The following is a 20,677-nucleotide window of genomic DNA, read 5'->3' on the forward strand; positions in this document are numbered from 1 at the left end:
AGGCCGCCAAGGCGGCCTATCCGTTATTTTTGTGTTGGATCGAATGTGTAATCCCCACCAAGATATTGTTCAGAAAGTTTTTTCAACGTACCATCTGCACGCATTTCTTTCATAGTTTTATCGATTTTTTCGTTTACTTGTTTCATGTCATCTGTACGTTTAGACAAGAAATAAGTTGGTACTACGGCCAATACATCACCTACGGCTTTAAGTGGCAAGCCACGGTCTTTAATAGCAGAGTTAATTACGTATTCATACTCACCTGCTGCATCAGCACGGCCTGTAGCAACGAGGTTTAATGTTTCTGCACCTGCTTTATCTGTATAGATAACTTCGATTTGAGGATTTGCTGTTTCGTTGAATTGTTTTACTAACTCGTTGAACTCAGAGGATGTAGTAACGGCGATTTTCTTGCCTTTCAAATCATCCAATTTAGAGATGTCGTTGCGATCGTTTTTAACTACTAATTTACGTGTAGAGTAGTTGTTAACCTCATTTGTGTAGTAGTATTTTGCTTCACGTGTCGGGTTGCGACGCATTTGGTTTGCAATCATGTCCACTTGGCCTGCATCCATTGCTACAAAGGCAGCATCAACGGCCATTGGCTTGAAGTTGAAGTGAAGGTCTGGATTACGACGCTCAATTTCTTTCAACAATTCTACGTCAAAACCAGTAAGGTTGCCATTATCATCTGTATAGGAATAGGGGCGAACTGTACCGCGTGTAGCTACGTTAATTACTTTAGCATCAGGATTTACCTTTGCGTCCTTAGATGTATCGTCACCGCAACCAGCTACGACAAGCACGCCTAGTGCCAACGCGCCGATGGCGAATAATTTCGTTAATTTCTTTGTATTAAACATGTAAAACTCCTTCTTTTCGCAATGTTTGCAGGAATGACTCTACCTTATCTGTATGGGTAAAAGCCTCAATAACTCTATCTATTTGGTCAGCCTCCAAGGTGAGACCTAATTTAATGCGTATATCCTCCATAGTAAGAGGATTCTTCGGCGATCCTTTAGGATTATTCACCGTTTCTGTGAAAGTATCTCCATTTTTCAAGGTAACGGTTACTTTCGTAATCCGCTCTGTTTGAGATACCTTCGGCAAGTCATAGACACGCTCTATGCGCGACATACAGTCTCGTACATCTGTGTCTATGGCATCTATCTTGAACAACTCATCCTGTACCGACCCATACGCGAGGACTTGGTACACGATGTACTCTATGGAAAACTGCCCTTCTCGACCTGTTGTTGGCGATGTATAACGCAATGCCGCATCAGCACCAGGTGGGAAGTGAACAGTCACTCGATTTATCTCATCCCAAAGGGAGAAATCGGGGGTGGTACATAATCTACATTGATCTTGTTCCTCTGTATCTGGTGAAAGGTAGTTGTGTTTAGACACATACGAAGAAGATGTATATAGTCTATGTACCACGATTTCTGCTGCTTCAGCGCCACAAATGGCTGCCGAGCAATACGGGTGAACTTTCATCCACAAACCAGGATCAATGAGTTGTCCTGGTGCTAGCCAACGGCTAGCAATGTCATTTGATGTAACGGTAATATTACCGATAGTTTTAAACCAACCCCGTTCAGGGTCAAATGGTTTTGTACTTGTTCGCAGTGATGTATGTTGTAACAGTTCGTAAGCCCATACGCCATTGCGTGCCGCCAGTCCCGCATGGAGCGGCTTACCATCTGTGCCACTTTGAAAGAACATGCCCGCCGATTGAGTAGCAGCCAAAGACAGGAGCTGAGCCAAGCTTTCACCATGAAGGCCTCGCAAAGCGCCTATAGCGGCCGCCGCCCCAATAACACCAACGGTCCCCGTAGAATGCCATCCTTGGGTCCGATGGGCAGGATTGATAAGGGAACCAATAATCCCTTCTAACTCGGCACCGATGATATAGGCCCGAAAGAATTCGTGCCATGTATCCGTCGGCTCGAGCACTGCCAGTAAAGCAGAGTATAAAACAGTACTGAAATGACCTGCTAGATTTGCCTGGGCGTCATCAGAATCTAAATAATGGGAGGCAAAGCCATAATACAAAGCTTTATCGGCTTTAGATACGTTTTCTCCATTAGTCCCGATGAACCGAGCCAAATCTTGAACGGCCTGTTCCGTCTCAGCCGGCGCTAGAGATGCCAAATAATCTAGAAAAGCAATGCGAGCCACTGACAGGAGGTCCTCACGGTTCGTCACATCCGTTTGTTCTATGTGGTTCACAATCGTCTGTGTTACTAAATCCATGGGGCCCCCTTTCAGTTATCTATACAATCTATTATTTACCAAATTTTTCAGCACGGTCATTTGGTTCTAACCAAATGGAGTCGTCTGGACCTTTTGGAACGAGGCGTGGTAGGTCTTCAAATGGCGTATGGTCTACATAGTAGAAGCGTTTACGCATAGAGTCGAAGTCTGTTGTGCCACCGAATGCTGGATTAGAGTACAAATCCTTCGCATAGTTCCAAAGATTTGGATAGTCTACGAGGCGTTTTTTATTCACCAAATATTTTTGGTAGAACACGAGATCAAAGCGCGCTAATGTTGGGAAAATACGGATATCAGGGTCTGTAATGGTATCCCCCATCAAGTAACGTTGCTTGCTAAGGCGTTCTTCGAGCCAATCTAAGCGAGCAAAGATACGATCATAGTAATATTCGTAATCTTTTTGGTTTGTTACAAGAGCTGCCAAGTTTACAGCCAAGTTGAAGTCAGCGTAGATGATAACATTCAATGCATCGATGTCAGCACGCAATTCTTCTGGGTAAATATCTGGCGCATCAGGGGAGATGAAATCTTTAAAACCCAATGCCAACTCAGTAGTCAACGCATGGTAGTCGTTGTTTACTACCGCACCTGTTGTAACATCTACGATAGCCGGTACTGTGGAGCGTGCATCGTAGTTAGGGTCGCCTTTGCGGTACGCTTCACCTAAGGAGTGAATGCCCAATACAGGGTCCTTCTCATCCTTATCAAGGGTAAAGAACCAGTCTGCAATTACACCTGCAGGACGCAATGGATCAACCGTACCTTTTGAAATCACTTTATCTAGTCCGAGCAAATCGATGGCAATAGCAATACGGTGAGCCCAAGGGCAATGCTTAGACCATACAAGACGATAACGATCTTTCTCTACAGGTAAAAACCCTGGTTCACTGCCAAAAGGTGTTGTGAATTGAGGCTCTTCACTATCAGAATATTTTTGACGACGGTTAAAATTCGATGCATCTTTACCTTCATACTCCTTCTGCTCCCCTTGAGAACGAGGGTTACTAGATTGAAACTCAGAAAAATCGATGGGACAAGGATTCATAGCGCGTTGGAACTCAACCTCTTTCCGAGCCGCTGCAATGGTAGGATCCTTAATGTTACTTACATCTACATGTTCACTCATTCTATACTCCTTATAGAGGTCATCCCCATGAGCTTTATTCCACCTTTTATGGTAAAAGCTTCTGTTGTATACCTCAATTATTCCTACTAACTTAATATGAATATAAACCTATATTATATTATTTAAAAACCTATGTCAATAGTAGGTATTTTTATTTTTATAATGATCATTAAAAATTAAAAAGCTCAAGCTATATCATTTCTAAGATATAACTCGAGCTTTTTAATTATGCGTTATGTAAATGTAAATATTATATGTTAAGTAAACATTATGTGTATTGAATAAACACTAGTATTGATAATATTTTTATTCGTGCGGTGTTGTATAGTTAATATCTTGTGCCTTGTAACTTTCACCATGAGCTAATACATGAACGATGGTTTCCAATGTGGCACGTACAGTTTCAACAGCCATGCTAGGTTGATTTGGTTTATCCACCACTTGGGATGGCAAGTATGGGATGTGCATAAAGCCCGCCTGAATATTGCCCTTTTGCGCGGCATAGTGACATACACCATACATCAAGTGATTGCATACAAAGGTTCCCGCTGTATTGGAGACCTTAGCAGGAATACCGTTTTGATGTAACGCGTTGACGATATTTTTTATGGGCAATGTCGCAAAATAGGCACTAGGGCCATCGGCTACAACAGGCTCATCTTCCGGTTGATTACCCCCATTATCTGGAATGCGAAAATCGTCACAGTTAATAGCAACGCGTTCCACTGTAATATCAGGACGACCACCTGCTTGACCTACACATAGAATGAAATCTGGTTGGCACTGTTCAGCCGCTGCTTTTACAGTATCAACAGATTTATAACGAATGGTAGGAACCATTTGTGTCACTACCTTGTAATCACCATCAGTATAACCATCCATTGTTTTGACCGCTTCCCAAGCCGGATTAATAGGTTCACCGCCGAATGGATCAAAGCCGGTAATTAAAATTGTTTTCATCACACTACCTCATAACGATATCTTATGGTTCATTAGAATAATCAAACATGATACATAATCTTAGAAGGATATATCATACAGTCTCATAAGAATATCGTGCTTTCACAGAAAAGGGTTAAATAAAGTAATACATTAATAGAATATTCAATACGAGCATAATCAATGCAATTGGAAGTTGTGCTTTAATAACGCCGTATTGGTCGCGCATTTCAAGGAGCGCTACCGGTACGATGTTAAAGTTGGCAGCCATAGGTGTCATCAAAGTACCGCAATAGCCTGCAAGCATTGCTATAGCACCAACAGCCGCAGGGTTCGCACCATGAGCTACAACGAGCATTGGGATACCGATGGTACTTGTAATCATCGCAAATGCAGCAAAGGCGTTACCCATGATCATTGTGAAGATAACCATACCGATGCAGTAAGCCACAACAACGAGGAATACATTATCTGCTGGTACTACACTTGCGACTGCACTGGAGATAAGTTTACCAACGCCAGCCAAATTAAATAGATACCCAAGAGCCGCTAATAACTGGGACAAAATAGCAGTCCAACTGATAGCATCGATAAGACGACGACCTTCATGGAAACCTTGGTTAAGTTCGCCCTTTGTAATAAAAAGAGCAGCACACATAGCGATGATTGCGGCAATACCTAGACCAACAAGAGCGCCTAACTTAGTAAAGAAACCAATGAAGAATGTAATAATACCAACAAGTAACGCTGGTACGAAGATAACATTACCAATGCGAACAGCTTCGCCTTTTTTGAATTCGATAGGAGATTCAAAGTAATGGCCTTTGCCGAGTTGTTTTACTAATACAATAGCCGCCATAGCAATGACAAGCCAACCATTAATTTCCTTGGAGAGATAAGAACCAAAGATAAAGGATACGCTATATAAGAGCCAAAATAAGCCTGTACCAATGCGATATTTATGTTCTTTATCTAGAAATGATTGAATAGCAAAGATAAATAGAATAATCCCTACGAGAAGATATACATAATCTAAGGGCTGCATTTTATAGAATATTTCTAACATATTATTCAGCCTCCTTCTTCAATTCTTCTGGTGTAACAAGAATATTTAACTCATTAGGTACTAATTTACCAGCTTTCATATCCGCTTCGTCACGAGCTACAGATGCTTGAATTGTTTTATCAAAGATAATAAAGCGAATAAAGTTAACGATATAGGCACAAACAGCAGTTGGCAATCCGTACAATACCATATCTGTTAATTCTACAGAATAACCTAATTGTTCCATAACGCCTTTGATGAGTAATAACCCACCAGCAGCAAGGAATAAGTTTTGACCGAAGAAGTTACCTATATTATCTGCAGAAGCAGCCACACCGCGCACCTTATCAAGCGTACGTTGAGATACTGGACGGCCTTGAGCTACCGCAGCTTCACTCATAGGAGCAATCAATGGACGAACCATAGCAACCATACCGGACATGTTAATGCCAAAGGCTACAGTTACTTGACGCACAAATAAGTAAATCATAAAGATACGACCTGCCGTAGCAGCGTTGATCTTACTGATCAAAATTTCTGCCCGTTCACGCAAGCCGTGACGTTCCATAAGACCGATAACAGGTAAAATCAAAATAAATAATGACATATAACGATTTTTAACAAAGGCCTCTCCAATAGCACCAACGATATCGTTAATACTGAGACCACCTGCAAGGCCCGTTACAAAGCCTGCGGCTACGACAACTAACAAGGCATTAAAGCGCAGCATCAGACCGATGACCATCACTAAAATACCAGACAAAATCAACATATGGTCACATCCTTTCTACAAATCATCCATAACACATATAACCATAAAGATACGTTATATGTATATATTATATACTGAATAGTCATAATCTTACACAAAAAAATACCTTGTATCTAAATTTAGTGAATGTCCCTGATCTGCGATCAGAGCATAAAACACTCAAATAGAGTACAAGGTAATTTACATAATTAATATAACGCTTTCTTAATTAATTTAATTCTTTCTTAAATAATATAGTTGTATGCTGTTTTCCTCTAAAATGAACCTTATCATATGCCGTAAACCCAAAGGATTCATACATTTTAGGCAACCACGGATGCTCCTTAGCCGTTCCTAATGTAACAATATGCGTTTTAAACTGTTCTTTTAAAAGCTCCTCTGCATAGCCCAAGACTTCCCGTGCATACCCTTTGCCTTTGAAAGCTGGTGCTGTTACAAAATGAGCAATATGCGGATATTTATCCGGTGTTGAGTATTTCACCCAAGGCATACAAAACGTAATAGAACTAACTAATTGCCCATCAATATACAAGCCGTATACAGGATAATTTTCAATCCACTCCTTAGATTCCTCTTCCGTAAAATCAATAGCGTCGAAGCTAATAGGATAGTCTTTTATAGCTGCATAACCGTCGATTAGTACCTTATGATATTCTGCTGTGTCTGCTACTGTTAATTGTCTAAATTCTTTCATGGTCTTTCCCTCATATCTATATTTTATTCACAAACTACGTATATTAATTCACTTTGTGAAAGTAATTATACACCTATATGTATTTATTTGCAATATAATTACATAAATATTATATGAAATTATAATATCTATAAAGAGGATCTCATATGTAGTACCATAATATATACACAGAAGAAACTAATAACAAGATAAAACTATTGAGACAAATAAGTTATCAACTACGCCATATTGATAGATTTATATTACGTATTCTATTTTTAATCAAAAAGAATGACACCAACCATAAAATGATTGATGCCAAAGAATACTCGTAAGATAAAATTGTAATATTTGACGGATAGACAAAATAAATTATGTCTCCTTAATAGTAGTATTATACATATAAGGAGACATAACTCAAAATCTTTTTAAAACACTTTTAAAATTATACGTTATAAATGATATACTTACGCCCTATCATTGGACATCCAATCACAATAAAACAGATTTTTTTCATATGAAAATCTTTCGATTCTATTAACCGCGACCTTTAATAACGCGAACACGTTGAATATCAGGAGTACCATCTTTATGTTTAGAAATAGTATCTACTCTAATACGTTCAAGTTCTGGTTGGAATTCTTTAAGCGCTCTAACCATTTGATCATCGGCGACAGCACCGTTTTGAATAGCCCTGTAAATTAATGCAGCCATTTCATAACGAGTCATCATACGATCTCCACCAAATTTACCGTCTGGATACCCCACAATAATACCATTACCTGCTAATGTCGCCACATAGTCGTATGCCCAATGATTTTCAGGTATATCTGGGAAAAGTTGCATCTTATCCAAATCCAAGGAGTTGAGCTGTTTCCCCTCAGAAACCTTCATGAGTATGCCCTTCACATTTTCAAGCTCAGCACGAAGATCTTTGATTTCTTTCGCCATTGCTACTCTAGAAGTAGACACATGATTGCCTTGACCGATTTTCATGCTAACACCAGCGTTCAACATATTTTCACCGCCGCCGAAGGAACCACCTACACTAAATAGAGTATCCTCATTTGGACGATAGAATGCACCGATTGAAGCTGCATGAGCATCTTTGTAGTTACCATAGCCTGCAGCGATATCCCATTTATCATCAGGATCGAAATCTAGAGGGTGAAGTGCTGCCAATGCGGCTGCCCCTGCACCAACCCTATTCATACGACTATCAATATTCTTGATATTTCCACCGATTTCTTTTAATTGACTTACATTAACGGCATCCGTATCAGACGTACCTGCTGCAACATTGGTGATTTTCTTATTACCTGCATTGATACCAGTTTCTGTGATGCTAGGACCATTCTTAATTGTCAAGCCATTATTGTTTATTACGGTATTACCAGTTGTTACAGATTTAAATGTCGGTGTATCGATTACAGATACTTTATAATCTACACCACCAATTGCATTTGTCCCTTTAATTACGCTAATATTGTTACCTTCCGATACGGAAGAGTATTTACCTGCCCCATTAGCTACAGCCTTCAATTGGTCTTCTGTTGCCGCTTGACCACTAGTTATGTTAGCAGGGTCCCAGGTCTTATTAGTCAAATTATTCACTGTACCAGCTGTGCCATTAACAGTTACTTTACCTGCTTGTATTGTTCCTTCAGAACCCTTAATAGAAATTTGCTTATTAGGATCTGTTCCAAGAGTAATATCATCATTGAGGTTTACTTTATAAGTCTTAGATCCATCATTATTAGTTATGGAAGTTACTGTTGTATTTTTACCATTCTCTAGTTTTGTTGTAGCACCAGCTACCGCTTTACTCAATTGACTCACATTTACTGCATCTGTAACATCAGTACCGTCAGCGACATTAGTAATCTTCTTTCCACCCGCATCGATACCAGTCTTAACAATCTTGGGACCACCATTAATAGTCAATCCATCAGTATTCATAACAGTATCACCGGTAGTTACGCTGTTCAAACCTTTCAAGTCCTTAGCTAGACGAACTTTTAAGTTGCTATCACCATCGGATATAACACCGATATTGTCATCAGTAGTCAATTTACTTACATCGGTAATACCACCGACTACATTCACTTGTTCGTTAAGTTTCTTCTTGATAACAGCGCCTGTATCACCGCCATACTTCATACCGTCATCTAAAGTTGCAACATCATGCTTGTCGCCATTCTTTTCTTCGATTACTAAGCGAGTAATATTTTTGCCATCAATACCAGATTTTCCCTCGCCCCCCTTGATAGAAATAGCGTTATTACCATCCTTGCCATTCAAACCAATAGATCCATCTTTACCATTGATAACAACAGCTGAACCATCTTTACCGTTAACTCCGATGGAACCGTCTTTGCCATCAATACCTTTCTTACCAAGGACTAGATCATCATTTACATTAACTTTGTAAGGATTAGCAGCTGAGCCATCACCTTCAACAGTTGTATTTTTACCATCTTTAAGAATAGTCTTACCTGCTGCAATAGCGTCTTTCAGTTGACCAACATTTACTGCATCCGTATTATCAGTGCCAGTCGCTACATTAGTAATCTTCTTATTGCCTGCATCGATGCCGTTCTTAAGAATCTTAGGACCACCATTTATAGTCAAGCCATCCGTATTCATAACGGTATCGCCGGTAGTTACACTAGTCAGATTTTTCAATTCTTTTGCTAATTTAACATTAAGCGCACCATTTGCAGATACTACACCAATATTGTCATCAGACAATTTATTAGTATCGGCACCACCTTTGATATCTAACTGTTCACCTAATTGTTTATTGATAACAGTTGTATCGTCGCCTTTGAAGTTTAAGCCTTTTACAATGGTTTTATTGATATTTGTAATATCATTTTTATTATTTTTTACACCGTCACTAACATATTTTAATTGGTCTTCTGTTGCTGCTTGACCATGTACAACTGTAGGATTATCGATATCCCATATACGGTTAGTCAATTCATTTACCGTACCGGCGCCAGTTATTTTAACTATTCCCGCCTTAATATCACCTGTTGTACCATGAATTGTAACCTTATTTCCAGCTGTAATCGTACCAGTAGTACCATCTACAACGACTTGTTTATCAGCATCTGAACCGAGAGTAACCTTATCGCCTAATCCAACTGTATATTCTTTACCGCCAGCAGCGTTAACTCCTTCTGTAACGGTTACGTTAGCATCTTTAGCTTTTACAGTTGTTGCTTTGGCTGTACCACCAATGGCGGCATTTAATTGATCCACATTGACAGCATCAGTTCCAGCAGTACCTGCTGCTACATTAGTAATTTTTTGACCACCCGCATTCAAACCATCTTTATTGACATAAGTCTTCCCATTAATAGCCAAGCTACCATCAGGCCCTAAGTTAATATCTTTTTTAAGTTTAACATTTAGTTGAGTGCCATCAGATTCTACACCAATATTATTATCTGTCAAGTCCGCAGAAGCACCACCCTTAATAGATAACTTATCACCCAATTGCTTATTAATATCTGTACCAGTATCACCAGCGAAGTTCAATCCTTTTGCAATAGTAGTATTGATATTTGTGATATTCGTTGTATTGGTATCTTGTTGTACTTTGGATGCGATATCTGTCAATGTAACTTGTTTTTTATCGCCTTTATCATTAGCTACAGTCAATACCATGTTGCCATCACTGTCAACTTTATATTTACCTTGGCTATTTGGATCAGGGTTTGCTACCAAACGATAGTCCCCTTTTCCCACTTCGGTAAATACATTACTCAAATCGACATTGACTTTACCTGTATCGTTACGTTCCAATGTCAAAGTTTTACCATCATTGGATACACTACCACTTGTAACAAAGTTATTTTTAAGGCCTGTCACATTAGCGATCAAACCATTTGTACCGGTTAGATTTGCAATGCCATCACCATTAGCTTGATAAGTTGCGGTACCGCCGGTCACGTATTTATCCTTTGCATCAACGATACGGTTAATATCTCCGATATTAGCACCATTTGTAACTACATCTCCACCACTAGCAACGCCTGTAATCTGTTTGTTCCCCGCATTAATACCATCTTTTACGATTTTTGGACCTCCGGTAATAGTCACACCGTCAGTATTCATAACCGTATTACCAGTTGTTACACTAGTCAGATTGTTAAGTTCTTTAGCCAATTTAACATTCAGCGTATTTATTCCATCAGATACCACACCAATATTGTTGTCGCTCAATTTAGATACATCTGTTACCCCGCCAACAACATTAGTTTGTGCACCTAGTCTTTGAGTAAATTTATTATCCGTAGCTCCTGCAACCTTTACATCTCCTGCATACACTACGCCTTTATTCACTTCAGTATTCACCGCATATAATTGGCTACCATTTATAGCATCGGTAGATGTAGCAGAAAGATGCCCAGCTGCCACATTAGTAATGGTACGCTCTACACCTGTCTTGCCAACACTCACTGTAGAACTAGGATTAATGCCTGCAAAATTATGTACTTCTCCATTGACCGTTTCAGACGCAGTACCAACTGCTGCTGCGGTTTCAGAGCCAGAACCAATAGCTACAGCATTTTCATTCTTTGCATTTGCTTCAGTACCGATAGCTACACCATTCTTTACTGTTACGTTAGCCTTATTACCTATCGCAGTACCATTTAATCCAGTAACAGAAGTCGAAGACCCTATGGCAGTGCCATCTACTGCAGTAACATTCGTGAGTCTACCAAGTGCCGTTGCTCCTAAAGCTTTTGCTTTGGCTTGATAGCCAACAGCTGCAGACTGCCCACTCGTAGCATTTGACCATGTTCCAATCGCCACACTAGCATCATCTTCAGCCACCGCATTCGTCCCCATAGCAATGGACCATCTTCCCTTTGCCTGCGCATTACCACCAATTGCATAAGCATAGGTATTTGTAGCTTTCGCTAAATTCCCCATCGCCAAAGAAGATTCTTCTTGAGCATGAGCAACGCTACCAATAGCAATAGCATGAGTCTTATCCGCTTTTGCGTCTCCACCAATAGCAGCAGCATATTCTCCAGAAGCTTTAGCATTTGCACCTACAGCAACTGCATTTTTAGCTGATGCATATGCTACGCCACCAATAGCAGTAGCATTTTGAGCCGTAGCATTTGAGCCTCCACCAAGAGCAGTCGAATATTGAGCTGAAGAATTGCTATGAGCACCTATCGCCAAAGCAACTGTACCTAAAGACTTAGCATAACCGCCTATTGCCACATTATTAGGATCAGATCCTGTCTCAGTTCCATTTCCCAATGACATACCTGATCCTGTTCCTTCAGGAATTACTGCATGAACAGTGTTCAATGGCAGTGCTATACTTCCCGCCAATGCAAGTGCACATAAAACCGTACACGCACTCATTCCACCACTTCCGCTGATTTTTCCACGATTATTAGCAAATTCCGAAACAACCACATAACATTTTTTCACCCGACTCCAAATGACTTTATAAATCCGGTTCATAACACTCCTCCTAAATTTTTTCTGTTACACTAACTAATTACACTAAAAATACACTATATATATTAAGATAAAAGATATATACTCTCTGCCAAAAACACTCTTCAAAAACAGGTAAGTATATATTTTAAAATCATTATTACATTATTATTATAATAATAATTCAAGAACCCCAAAATCTTAATTATTATGCAATTCTATTTATAGTGCTAGAAAACAAAATAAGGCTACTTTGATTTGTAAAAGTTTCGCAGAAAAACCATATAAATCAAGGCAGTCTTTTTTTTAAATTTCATTATAACATAAAGAAAAACATCTGAAAAGGAACATAAAAGAGGCTTCGTCAAATATTGGGACATTTATCTCACAAATCTTTTTTGATTAAAAGTAGAATACGTATTCAAAAAAAACATATAAGATAATACAAAAGCATATTAGACAAAAAAACAGGATGTATCAAAGATACATCCTGTTTTGAGCTTTTACAAACTCTAGAAAAGTTAATCCTATTGATTATTGTATATACGGGAACCGTATACGTCACGTTCGTTTTTAGGCTCATTGTTAACGCGAACACGTTCAGTTTTATGACGATCGTTATCATCACCAGAAATACGGTCAACACGGAAGTGGTTAAGACGAATATTTTGTAATTCAGGACCGAATTCATTCAATGCACGTTTCATGTTTTCGTCAATAGGAGCACCATTTTGAAGTGCACGGTACAACATTGTAGCGAATTCGTAACGAGTCATCTTAACATCGCCTTTGAATGTGCCATCAGGGTAGCCAACAAGGATACCATTACCAGCCAATTGGCTAATATATTGGTAAGCCCAGTGGTTACGAGGAACGTCTGGGAATTCAGCAGTTTTGCTTGGATCAATTGCATGTGGAGTCAAGATTTGTAACAAGTTATTATATTTGTTTTCCATATCTTGAAGACGTGCGTTCAATTCAGCAATTTCACGACCCATAGCTACGCGGGAACGGGATTCAGGGGAACGTTTACCAAGGCGAATAGATACACCTGCGTTCAATTGAGTTTCACCAGTACCTACAGTGCCACCAACGGAGAACATTGTATCTTCGTTAGGACGGTAGAATGCGCCCAATGCAGCGGAGTTAGCATTATGGTAGTGACCATAGCCAGCAGCAATTGTCCATTTGTCATCTGGGTTGAAGTCCAATGGATGCAATGCAGCCAATGCAGCGGAACCTGCACCTACTTTGTTAACCCGTCTTTCAACAGTACCAACACGATTAGTCAAGATTTTGATATTGTTATTAATTTGACCAGGTGTGGAATTGTTGATTTGTGTTTGTAAGTCATTGGCTACAGAATATAATTGGCTACCGTTTACAGCATCTGTAGAAGTAGCGGAGATTTCCCCAGCCGCAACATTTTTAACTTGACGTTCAGCACCAGCTTTACCTACGGACACGGAACCATTAGCTGCGGAACCTACGCCAGCAAAGCCACCGAATGTATGACCAGCAATTGTCGCACTACTTTGTGCTGTAGCTTCGCTTGTAGTGGAACCTGTACCTAAAGCGATAGAGTTTAAATGTGTTGCATTTGCATGATCACCAATCGCCATAGCGTAGTCAGCTGTAGCACTTGCATCAGAACCAAAAGCATTAGAACGCACGTTAGTTGCCTGTGCACCTGCGCCAAATGCTTGAGCATGATCACCAGATGCAAGGGCAGAGGAACCCATAGCAACAGAATGATTATTGGTTGCTTGTGCGCTAGAACCAATCGCATTAGATTTATAGCCAGACGCTAGTGCTTCATAGCCAATAGCTTGTGAGCGAACTTCGGAAGCCTTTGCACGTGTACCAATAGCAGTAGACCATGTACGTTGTGCTTCAGCAGAATGACCAATAGCAATAGATTCATTCATCAACGCTTTGGAAGAATTCCCCATTGCTAATGCAGAGGTACCTGCTGCAGTATTGTTAACACCTATAGCGACAGAATTACTTTTCCAGTCACCAGTTCTCTTTGTAGCATCATCTGGCTCATTTTCATAATCACGATCACGGAAGTTTGCATCAGATTCTTTTACAGTATTACCACTACCATACGCAACTGCATTATTAGCACCTGTAACAACATTAGTGTTGTCCATTACAACAGAAGCAGCGTCTACTGGATTAACATTCGCACCAACAGCAGTGACAGCAGCCAATACAGCAAATGCTAATTTTTTGGAATGTTTCATTTCTCTCATCTTACACCCTCACTAAATTAAAAAATTATCCAAATTACAATACAATTTTTCATTCTCTCTATGTTCCGTCTCTCACCTCGGTCTGAACAGGCGCATATTCTAAATTAGCATAAAGAAATATCCCTAATCAGTTTAAGAAAAATTTATATTGTCGATTACCCGCATAGCATATCAAAGTTTTACGATATACACAACCCTTTTTTCTAACACAAACCAAATTACCAAGTCTTTATACCTATCAAAATCCGCTTTATTCCTAGCTTTACAGGGAAATAAATTTTACTCATTATTTCCCCTTATGAGTTAAATTTTTCGCAACTTTGTAAACTTTTCTCATATAACAAACTGTATAACTTATAAATAAATAATCACCTTATAAGTACGCAAAATATACCTTATATCCTCATTAATTCACATTCACACTTAATTCATGAGTTATATGTGAATTAAACTATTTTGTATATTTAATCAACAACTTAACATTTTATTATAATTTTATATTTCTATAGCGCCAGTATCTATCAATGCAAATCGGTGCCCCAAAAAACGCTAACGAGAATGTTATGAGAATAAACATGACAAATACAATTTATATTGACTAATATTTTATGTATATGTTTAAAAAAAGAAGGCCCCTATTCTTCATGAAAATACCCCTTTTACTGATTATCCAGTAAAGGGGGTACATATCAAAAATAGGGGTTTTATAACAAGAATCTTTCTTTATTATATGTAATTATGCTAATAAGGCGCTTACAAGTGCTTCTGCTTTATTAAAATCGGATTCTTCTGGGTTCCAGTTGCATTTAATTTCAGGTTCTACTACAGAGAATCCATATTTAGTCAACTCTTCACGGAGTACCTTTGTAGATTCACCAGACCAGCCATAGGTACCAAATACAGCAGCCTTTTTATTTTTAAATTTCAACTCACGCAAGAAATCGAGCCAACCAGCTACGGAAGATAATACGCTATTACCTACTGTTAGAGACCCTACAGCAATAGCTTTAGACTTAAAGACTTCTGTCATGATGTCATTTTTATTGGTTTTACTAATATTGAAAATCTTAACACGTGTATCAGGGGATTGTTTCGCAATTTCTTCAGCAATCTTATGTGCCAACTTCTTGGTGCCGTCCCACATAGTGTCGTATACTATTGTGATTTGATTCTCTTGATATGCTTGCGACCATTCATAGTATTTTTCTACGATTTGCATTGGATTTTTCCGCCAAATGGCGCCATGACTAGTAGCGATGATATCGATTGGCAAGTTAAGCTTTTGAATTTCTTCAACTTTAGCTTTTACCAATGGAGAGAATGGATTCAAGATATTAGCGTAATATTTCATCGCTTCTTCCCATAGACGGCATTGATCGGCCTTATCCGCCCATAGTTCTTCTACGGCAAAATGCTGACCAAATGCATCGTTGGAGAACAAGATATTATCCCCTGTCATATAAGTCGCCATGGAATCAGGCCAGTGAAGCATGCGCATTTCTACGAATACCAAGGATTTATCGTTCCCGATATCTACGGAGTCACCAGTTTTAACAGTTTTGAAATTCCATTCAGGGTGATGATATTGACCAACCAAGGACTTAACTGCATTTTCGGTACAATAAATTGGCGTATTAGGTATTTTTTCCATCAACGCAGGCAAAGAACCACTATGATCTACTTCGCCGTGATTACATACGATGAAATCAATCTTATTCAAATCGATTTCAGATTCCAAATTATCAATGAACTCGGAGGAATGAGGTTTCCACACAGTATCGATGAGGACAGTCTTCTCCTCTTCAATCAAGTACGCATTTTGGCTAGAACCATTATTAATGCTGTAGTCAGAACCGTGGAATTCTTGCAATTCCCAGTCGATTTTGCCAACCCAAGAAACATTGTTTTTAATGTGCTTTCTCATAATAACCTCCATGTTCTGTGAAAGTTGATGTGCTTAACTCAGATTTTTTAATGAACCTATATAGAAACACGAATGATAGAAGCAACTTTCACCGATAATACCAAATATATGGCCAAATGTTATATCAATGGATACAACATAAATCGGTCATTAACTATAGTTTTATTATATCGATATCACACAATTAAGTCTGTACCTGTAGGTACAGTTTTGAGAATTATTATAAAAACCACTCATAGGTAATCACATGTTGTACATTAGTACACATCGATTTCCCATGAGTGGTTACGAGTATATGTAATTATATGATTATTTATTACCCGATTTAGATAGTCCAGGGATAGCTTTATAGATATATAATGCAATATATCCATCAACCAAGCTATGAACGATGGTACCGCCACCTACAAGAACAAATACAACGTAGATGAGATCAATGTTTGGCATCGTAGTGGTAGTATAGAACAATAGGCATGCTAGTACCTCACCAATAGCGTGAACGATAGCACAAGCAAGGTTAAACGCAACAAAGGATAGAGCCCCTGTTAATACGCCTGGATGATGTTTAATATAGTAAGCCCCCATCAAGGCAAAGATGATATGAGATGCAGCGCGCATAACGATAACAAGTGGGAACCCTGCTACAAAGAAGCCGAGCGTAGAACCTATCACGACACAAGCTGCCATCTTTCTAGATAAGAACATAGCTAAGAATATAGGAACATGACTCGCCAATGTATACGATGCCGGTGGAATCACAACTTTCAAAGGCATCACGATAGGAATCATGATGGCTAATGCCATCAATAAAGCAGTAATGGTTAAATTTCGATACATCGAAGAATTCATAAAGGCCTCCTTAAAGAATATTTTGCCATTCATCTACCAATATAGCACTCTAATATATGAAGAACAACTACATATACCGCTAGTGTCCTACAAAAAAGAGAGGGCCTTACAACCCCCTCTTATTTAATTGGACAAATATATTATAATATCTATATCTTAACGCTTATAATATGATTTTAAAAATGACGTAACTCACGTTAATAACTTTGAGAAATCTTAATTTATTACTTTTATAAACGTTCGATTACGGCTTGCGCCATTTCAGTAGTACCTACCCGTTTCAAGCCTTCGCGGTAGATATCGCCTGTGCGGTAACCATCAACGAGCACTTGTTCTACAGCACTTTCAATAGCGTCAGCCACTTGAGGTAAATCAAGGGAATGACGACACATCATCGCAGCGGACAAGATTGTACCCAACGGATTCGCCAAGTTTTGGCCCATGATGTCCGGCGCGGATCCGTGGATTGGCTCGTACAATGCAGTACCGGTACCCATGGATGCAGATGGTAAAAGCCCGATAGAACCAGAGATAACAGCGCCTTCGTCTGACAAGATATCGCCAAATAAGTTCGTTGTAACGATAACATCGAATTGTGCAGGATTTACAACGAGTTGCATTGCTGTATTATCTACATAAAGGTAATCTGTTGCGATATCCGGGTTGGCAGCCGCTTTCTCTTGAGCGATTTTACGCCACAAACGAGAAGAAGCCAATACATTTGCTTTATCTACGGATACAACCTTTTTGTTGCGTTTACGAGCTGTTACCATAGCGATGTCCATGATGCGCTCTACTTCATAACGGCTGTACGTTTCTTTATCCCATGCGAACTCGTTAGCACCTTCACCTTGTGCCTCTTCCCGTTCACCGAAATAAATACCACCAGTCAACTCACGAACGATGACGAAATCCACATCTTGTACTAGTTCCTTTTTAAGTGGAGAATACTCTTGCAAGGATGGGTAGATTTTTACAGGACGCAAGTTACAGAACAAACCAAGCTCCTTACGAAGGCCTAGAATTGCTTTCTCAGGACGGATAGAAGGATCGACATTATCCCATTTAGGACCGCCTACAGCACCGAGCAATACAGCATCAGCCGCTTTACAAGCCTCAATCGTATCCTCAGTCAAAGGCACGCCATACGCATCAATAGACGCACCGCCCGCTTTCTTATCAATCCAATTAACCTTTACACCGGCTTTCTCAAAAGCCACATCACACACAGCCTTCGCTGCCGCAATAATCTCAGTACCGATACCATCACCAGGAATCAATACGATACTCTTTTCGCTCATATTACCTCTCCAAACAGTAAAAAATTGTAAACCTCATGCTCTCCCTCCAGTGCCCTTTGCGAAGAAATCGCAATAACAGTTAATGAAACAAGAGCTGGCATATGCCTTGAGACCTACTTAGCTCGCTCCTCATTCCCCCTCTGCCATAAATTCATTCAAGATATTGTTAGCTAGAGGGATTTATAGTTTTGCTACACAAAAGTAGAATGGTTTGAAACGAAACACGTGTCGAAACCGACTTAGCTCGCTTTGGAGGCTTGAGATACGTGTTTCGTTTCATCCTGCTACTTACGGTTTTTAGCAAAACTTACAAGACCGCCTGCCGCCGCAATATCTTGAATGAATTGTGGCAACTCAGTCCCTTGGTATTGTTCGTTTTTCGTCAAATTGTACACGATACCTTTAGACAAGTCTACGCCGATTGCATCGCCAGCATCGATACGATCAACTTGTTCACCGATTTCCACAACTGGCAAACCGATGTTGATAGCATTACGGAAGAAGATACGTGCAAAGGAATGTGCCACAATAACAGGCACGCCTTTAGCTTTAATAACGCCTGGTGCATGTTCACGAGAAGAACCACAACCAAAGTTTTTACCAGCTACCATGATTTCGCCAGCTTTCACATTAGGAGCGAACGTCGTATCAATATCTTCCATCGCATGTTCGGCCAATTCGTTCCAGTCAGCAATCGCCAAGTAACGAGCCGGAATGATTACGTCTGTATCTACATCGTCGCCGTAGCGCCAGATTTTCTTGCTTTCAAAATCCATATTAAACCTCCTCAGGGCCTGCAATACGGCCTAGTACAGCACTCGCTGCCGCCACATACGGGCTTGCCAAATACACCTCGGAATCCACATGTCCCATACGACCACGGAAGTTACGGTTTGTAGTGGAAACGGTACGTTCCCCTTCAGCCATGATTCCCATGTAACCACCTAGGCATGGACCACATGTTGGCGTGGACACTGCGCAGTCAGCTTGAATGAAGATATCTAAAAGGCCATCTTTCATAGCTTGGTCGTACACATCTTGGGATCCAGGGATTACGATGCAACGAACAAATGGAGCCACCTTGCGGCCTTTGAAGATTTCTGCAGCTGCTACCAAGTCTTCGTAACGGCCATTTGTACAGGAACCGATGATAACTTGGTCAATTTTAATATCTTTGTCGATTTCGTTGATGTAATGTGTGTTGGATGGCAAATGAGGGAATGCTACCACTGGTTGCAATTTGGACAAGTCGATGGTAATAGTTTGAGCATATACCGCATCAGCATCTGGAGCGATTGGCTCAACAGGACGATTGACACGGCCTTTGATATATTCTTCAGTAATTGCATCATAAGGGAATACACCACATTTACCACCAGCTTCGATAGCCATGTTACAGATTGTGAGGCGATCAGCCATAGTCATATGTTGTACGCCTTCGCCGGCGAATTCAAGGGCCATGTAACGAGCGCCGTCTACGCCGATTTGACCGATTAAATCAAGGATTACGTCTTTACCAGTTACCCATTTGTTAGGTTTGCCGATAAGCTCAACCTTAATTGTTTCAGGTACTTTGAACCAAGTTTTACCTTCTGCCATAGCAACGCCCGCATCAGTGGAGCCTACGCCTGTGGAGAATGCATTTACCGCACCATATGTACAAGTGTGGGAGTCAGCACCGATCATCATTTCGCCAGGGCCGATAAGACCTTTTTCTGGCAAAATAACGTGCTCGATACCCATTCTACCGACTTCAAAGTAGTTTGTAATGCCATGTTCGCGCACGAAGTCGCGCATTACTTTCGCTTGTGTAGCGGATTGAATATCTTTATTTGGTGTAAAATGATCCGGCACTAAGTAGATTTTATGACGATCAAATACAGGTTTGCCAATCTTCAAAAACTCTTTACGAGCCGGTGGGAATGTGATGTCGTTCATCAATACCGCATCCAACTGACATTCGATGATTTGTCCCGGTTTAACGACATCAAGACCCGCGTGGCGAGCCATATTCTTTTCAGTAATGGTCATACCCATA

The 20,677-nt window shown here is 40.0% G+C and carries 14 protein-coding genes; all 14 read right to left on the bottom strand.

Annotated elements, in window-relative coordinates; translation table 11 throughout:
* Nucleotides 1-23: 23 nt before the first annotated feature.
* The 14 genes from E7A03_RS05060 to leuC all read right to left on the bottom strand — a co-directional run bounded on the left by E7A03_RS05060 (nucleotide 24) and on the right by leuC (nucleotide 20,676).
* Complete coding sequence (locus tag E7A03_RS05060; RefSeq protein WP_021147573.1) at nucleotides 24-863, bottom strand: transporter substrate-binding domain-containing protein; 840 nt, start codon at nucleotides 861-863, stop codon at nucleotides 24-26.
* On the bottom strand, nucleotides 856-2,259 hold the full coding sequence (locus E7A03_RS05065; protein ID WP_316073783.1) for an MmgE/PrpD family protein: 1,404 nt from the start codon (nucleotides 2,257-2,259) through the stop codon (nucleotides 856-858). Before E7A03_RS05065 ends, E7A03_RS05060 begins: the two co-directional genes overlap by 8 nt.
* Nucleotides 2,260-2,290: 31 nt before the next feature.
* Nucleotides 2,291-3,406: a glutathione S-transferase C-terminal domain-containing protein gene (locus E7A03_RS05070; protein WP_024062051.1), complete on the bottom strand. Its 1,116-nt coding sequence runs from the start codon at nucleotides 3,404-3,406 to the stop codon at nucleotides 2,291-2,293.
* A gap of 306 nt (nucleotides 3,407-3,712) precedes the next feature.
* Nucleotides 3,713-4,366 (bottom strand): pyroglutamyl-peptidase I, encoded by a 654-nt coding sequence (gene pcp, locus E7A03_RS05075; RefSeq protein WP_077707927.1) that lies wholly within the window; start codon nucleotides 4,364-4,366, stop codon nucleotides 3,713-3,715.
* A gap of 115 nt (nucleotides 4,367-4,481) precedes the next feature.
* The gene (locus E7A03_RS05080; protein WP_316073784.1) at nucleotides 4,482-5,411 is read right to left on the bottom strand and encodes a DUF979 domain-containing protein; all 930 of its coding nucleotides are present in this window, start codon (nucleotides 5,409-5,411) and stop codon (nucleotides 4,482-4,484) included.
* 1 nt (nucleotide 5,412) lies between these two features.
* Nucleotides 5,413-6,162 carry a DUF969 domain-containing protein gene (locus E7A03_RS05085; RefSeq protein WP_024062049.1) on the bottom strand — a complete coding sequence of 250 codons (750 nt, stop codon included), beginning with the start codon at nucleotides 6,160-6,162 and terminating at the stop codon, nucleotides 5,413-5,415.
* 208 nt (nucleotides 6,163-6,370) lie between these two features.
* Nucleotides 6,371-6,856, bottom strand: coding sequence for a GNAT family N-acetyltransferase (locus tag E7A03_RS05090; RefSeq protein ID WP_004694271.1), 486 nt, complete (start codon nucleotides 6,854-6,856; stop codon nucleotides 6,371-6,373).
* 516 nt (nucleotides 6,857-7,372) lie between these two features.
* Nucleotides 7,373-12,331: an ESPR-type extended signal peptide-containing protein gene (locus E7A03_RS05095; protein ID WP_316073785.1), complete on the bottom strand. Its 4,959-nt coding sequence runs from the start codon at nucleotides 12,329-12,331 to the stop codon at nucleotides 7,373-7,375.
* A 503-nt stretch (nucleotides 12,332-12,834) separates the two neighbouring features.
* Nucleotides 12,835-14,565, bottom strand: coding sequence for an S-layer homology domain-containing protein (locus tag E7A03_RS05100; RefSeq protein WP_287526786.1), 1,731 nt, complete (start codon nucleotides 14,563-14,565; stop codon nucleotides 12,835-12,837).
* 736 nt (nucleotides 14,566-15,301) lie between these two features.
* Nucleotides 15,302-16,489, bottom strand: coding sequence for an oxygen-binding di-iron domain-containing protein (locus E7A03_RS05105; protein WP_316073786.1), 1,188 nt, complete (start codon nucleotides 16,487-16,489; stop codon nucleotides 15,302-15,304).
* Between the two features lie 309 nt (nucleotides 16,490-16,798).
* Nucleotides 16,799-17,338: a hypothetical protein gene (locus E7A03_RS05110; RefSeq protein ID WP_012863703.1), complete on the bottom strand. Its 540-nt coding sequence runs from the start codon at nucleotides 17,336-17,338 to the stop codon at nucleotides 16,799-16,801.
* A 230-nt stretch (nucleotides 17,339-17,568) separates the two neighbouring features.
* Entirely contained in the window at nucleotides 17,569-18,639 is a 1,071-nt protein-coding gene (leuB, locus tag E7A03_RS05115) for a 3-isopropylmalate dehydrogenase (RefSeq protein ID WP_174892138.1), read from the bottom strand.
* A gap of 284 nt (nucleotides 18,640-18,923) precedes the next feature.
* Nucleotides 18,924-19,415: a 3-isopropylmalate dehydratase small subunit gene (locus tag E7A03_RS05120; RefSeq protein ID WP_174892137.1), complete on the bottom strand. Its 492-nt coding sequence runs from the start codon at nucleotides 19,413-19,415 to the stop codon at nucleotides 18,924-18,926.
* A 1-nt stretch (nucleotide 19,416) separates the two neighbouring features.
* The gene (gene leuC / locus E7A03_RS05125; protein WP_174892136.1) at nucleotides 19,417-20,676 is read right to left on the bottom strand and encodes a 3-isopropylmalate dehydratase large subunit; all 1,260 of its coding nucleotides are present in this window, start codon (nucleotides 20,674-20,676) and stop codon (nucleotides 19,417-19,419) included.
* Between the last annotated feature and the right edge of the window lies 1 nt (nucleotide 20,677).

The organism is Veillonella parvula, from assembly GCF_032472435.1.
In the GTDB taxonomy this organism is placed as follows: Bacteria; Bacillota; Negativicutes; order Veillonellales; family Veillonellaceae; genus Veillonella; species Veillonella parvula_N.

What these genes read in the sequence shown, in the direction of transcription:
- E7A03_RS05110 (WP_012863703.1), bottom strand. Translation starts at nt 17,338, where the DNA reads ATGAATTCTTCGATGTATCGAAATTTAACCATTACTGCTTTATTGATG.
- pcp (WP_077707927.1), bottom strand. Translation starts at nt 4,366, where the DNA reads ATGAAAACAATTTTAATTACCGGCTTTGATCCATTCGGCGGTGAACCT.
- E7A03_RS05080 (WP_316073784.1), bottom strand. Translation starts at nt 5,411, where the DNA reads ATGTTAGAAATATTCTATAAAATGCAGCCCTTAGATTATGTATATCTT.
- E7A03_RS05105 (WP_316073786.1), bottom strand. Translation starts at nt 16,489, where the DNA reads ATGAGAAAGCACATTAAAAACAATGTTTCTTGGGTTGGCAAAATCGAC.
- E7A03_RS05100 (WP_287526786.1), bottom strand. Translation starts at nt 14,565, where the DNA reads ATGAGAGAAATGAAACATTCCAAAAAATTAGCATTTGCTGTATTGGCT.
- E7A03_RS05065 (WP_316073783.1), bottom strand. Translation starts at nt 2,259, where the DNA reads ATGGATTTAGTAACACAGACGATTGTGAACCACATAGAACAAACGGAT.
- E7A03_RS05090 (WP_004694271.1), bottom strand. Translation starts at nt 6,856, where the DNA reads ATGAAAGAATTTAGACAATTAACAGTAGCAGACACAGCAGAATATCAT.
- E7A03_RS05095 (WP_316073785.1), bottom strand. Translation starts at nt 12,331, where the DNA reads ATGAACCGGATTTATAAAGTCATTTGGAGTCGGGTGAAAAAATGTTAT.
- E7A03_RS05070 (WP_024062051.1), bottom strand. Translation starts at nt 3,406, where the DNA reads ATGAGTGAACATGTAGATGTAAGTAACATTAAGGATCCTACCATTGCA.
- E7A03_RS05060 (WP_021147573.1), bottom strand. Translation starts at nt 863, where the DNA reads ATGTTTAATACAAAGAAATTAACGAAATTATTCGCCATCGGCGCGTTG.
- E7A03_RS05085 (WP_024062049.1), bottom strand. Translation starts at nt 6,162, where the DNA reads ATGTTGATTTTGTCTGGTATTTTAGTGATGGTCATCGGTCTGATGCTG.
- leuC (WP_174892136.1), bottom strand. Translation starts at nt 20,676, where the DNA reads ATGGGTATGACCATTACTGAAAAGAATATGGCTCGCCACGCGGGTCTT.
- leuB (WP_174892138.1), bottom strand. Translation starts at nt 18,639, where the DNA reads ATGAGCGAAAAGAGTATCGTATTGATTCCTGGTGATGGTATCGGTACT.
- E7A03_RS05120 (WP_174892137.1), bottom strand. Translation starts at nt 19,415, where the DNA reads ATGGATTTTGAAAGCAAGAAAATCTGGCGCTACGGCGACGATGTAGAT.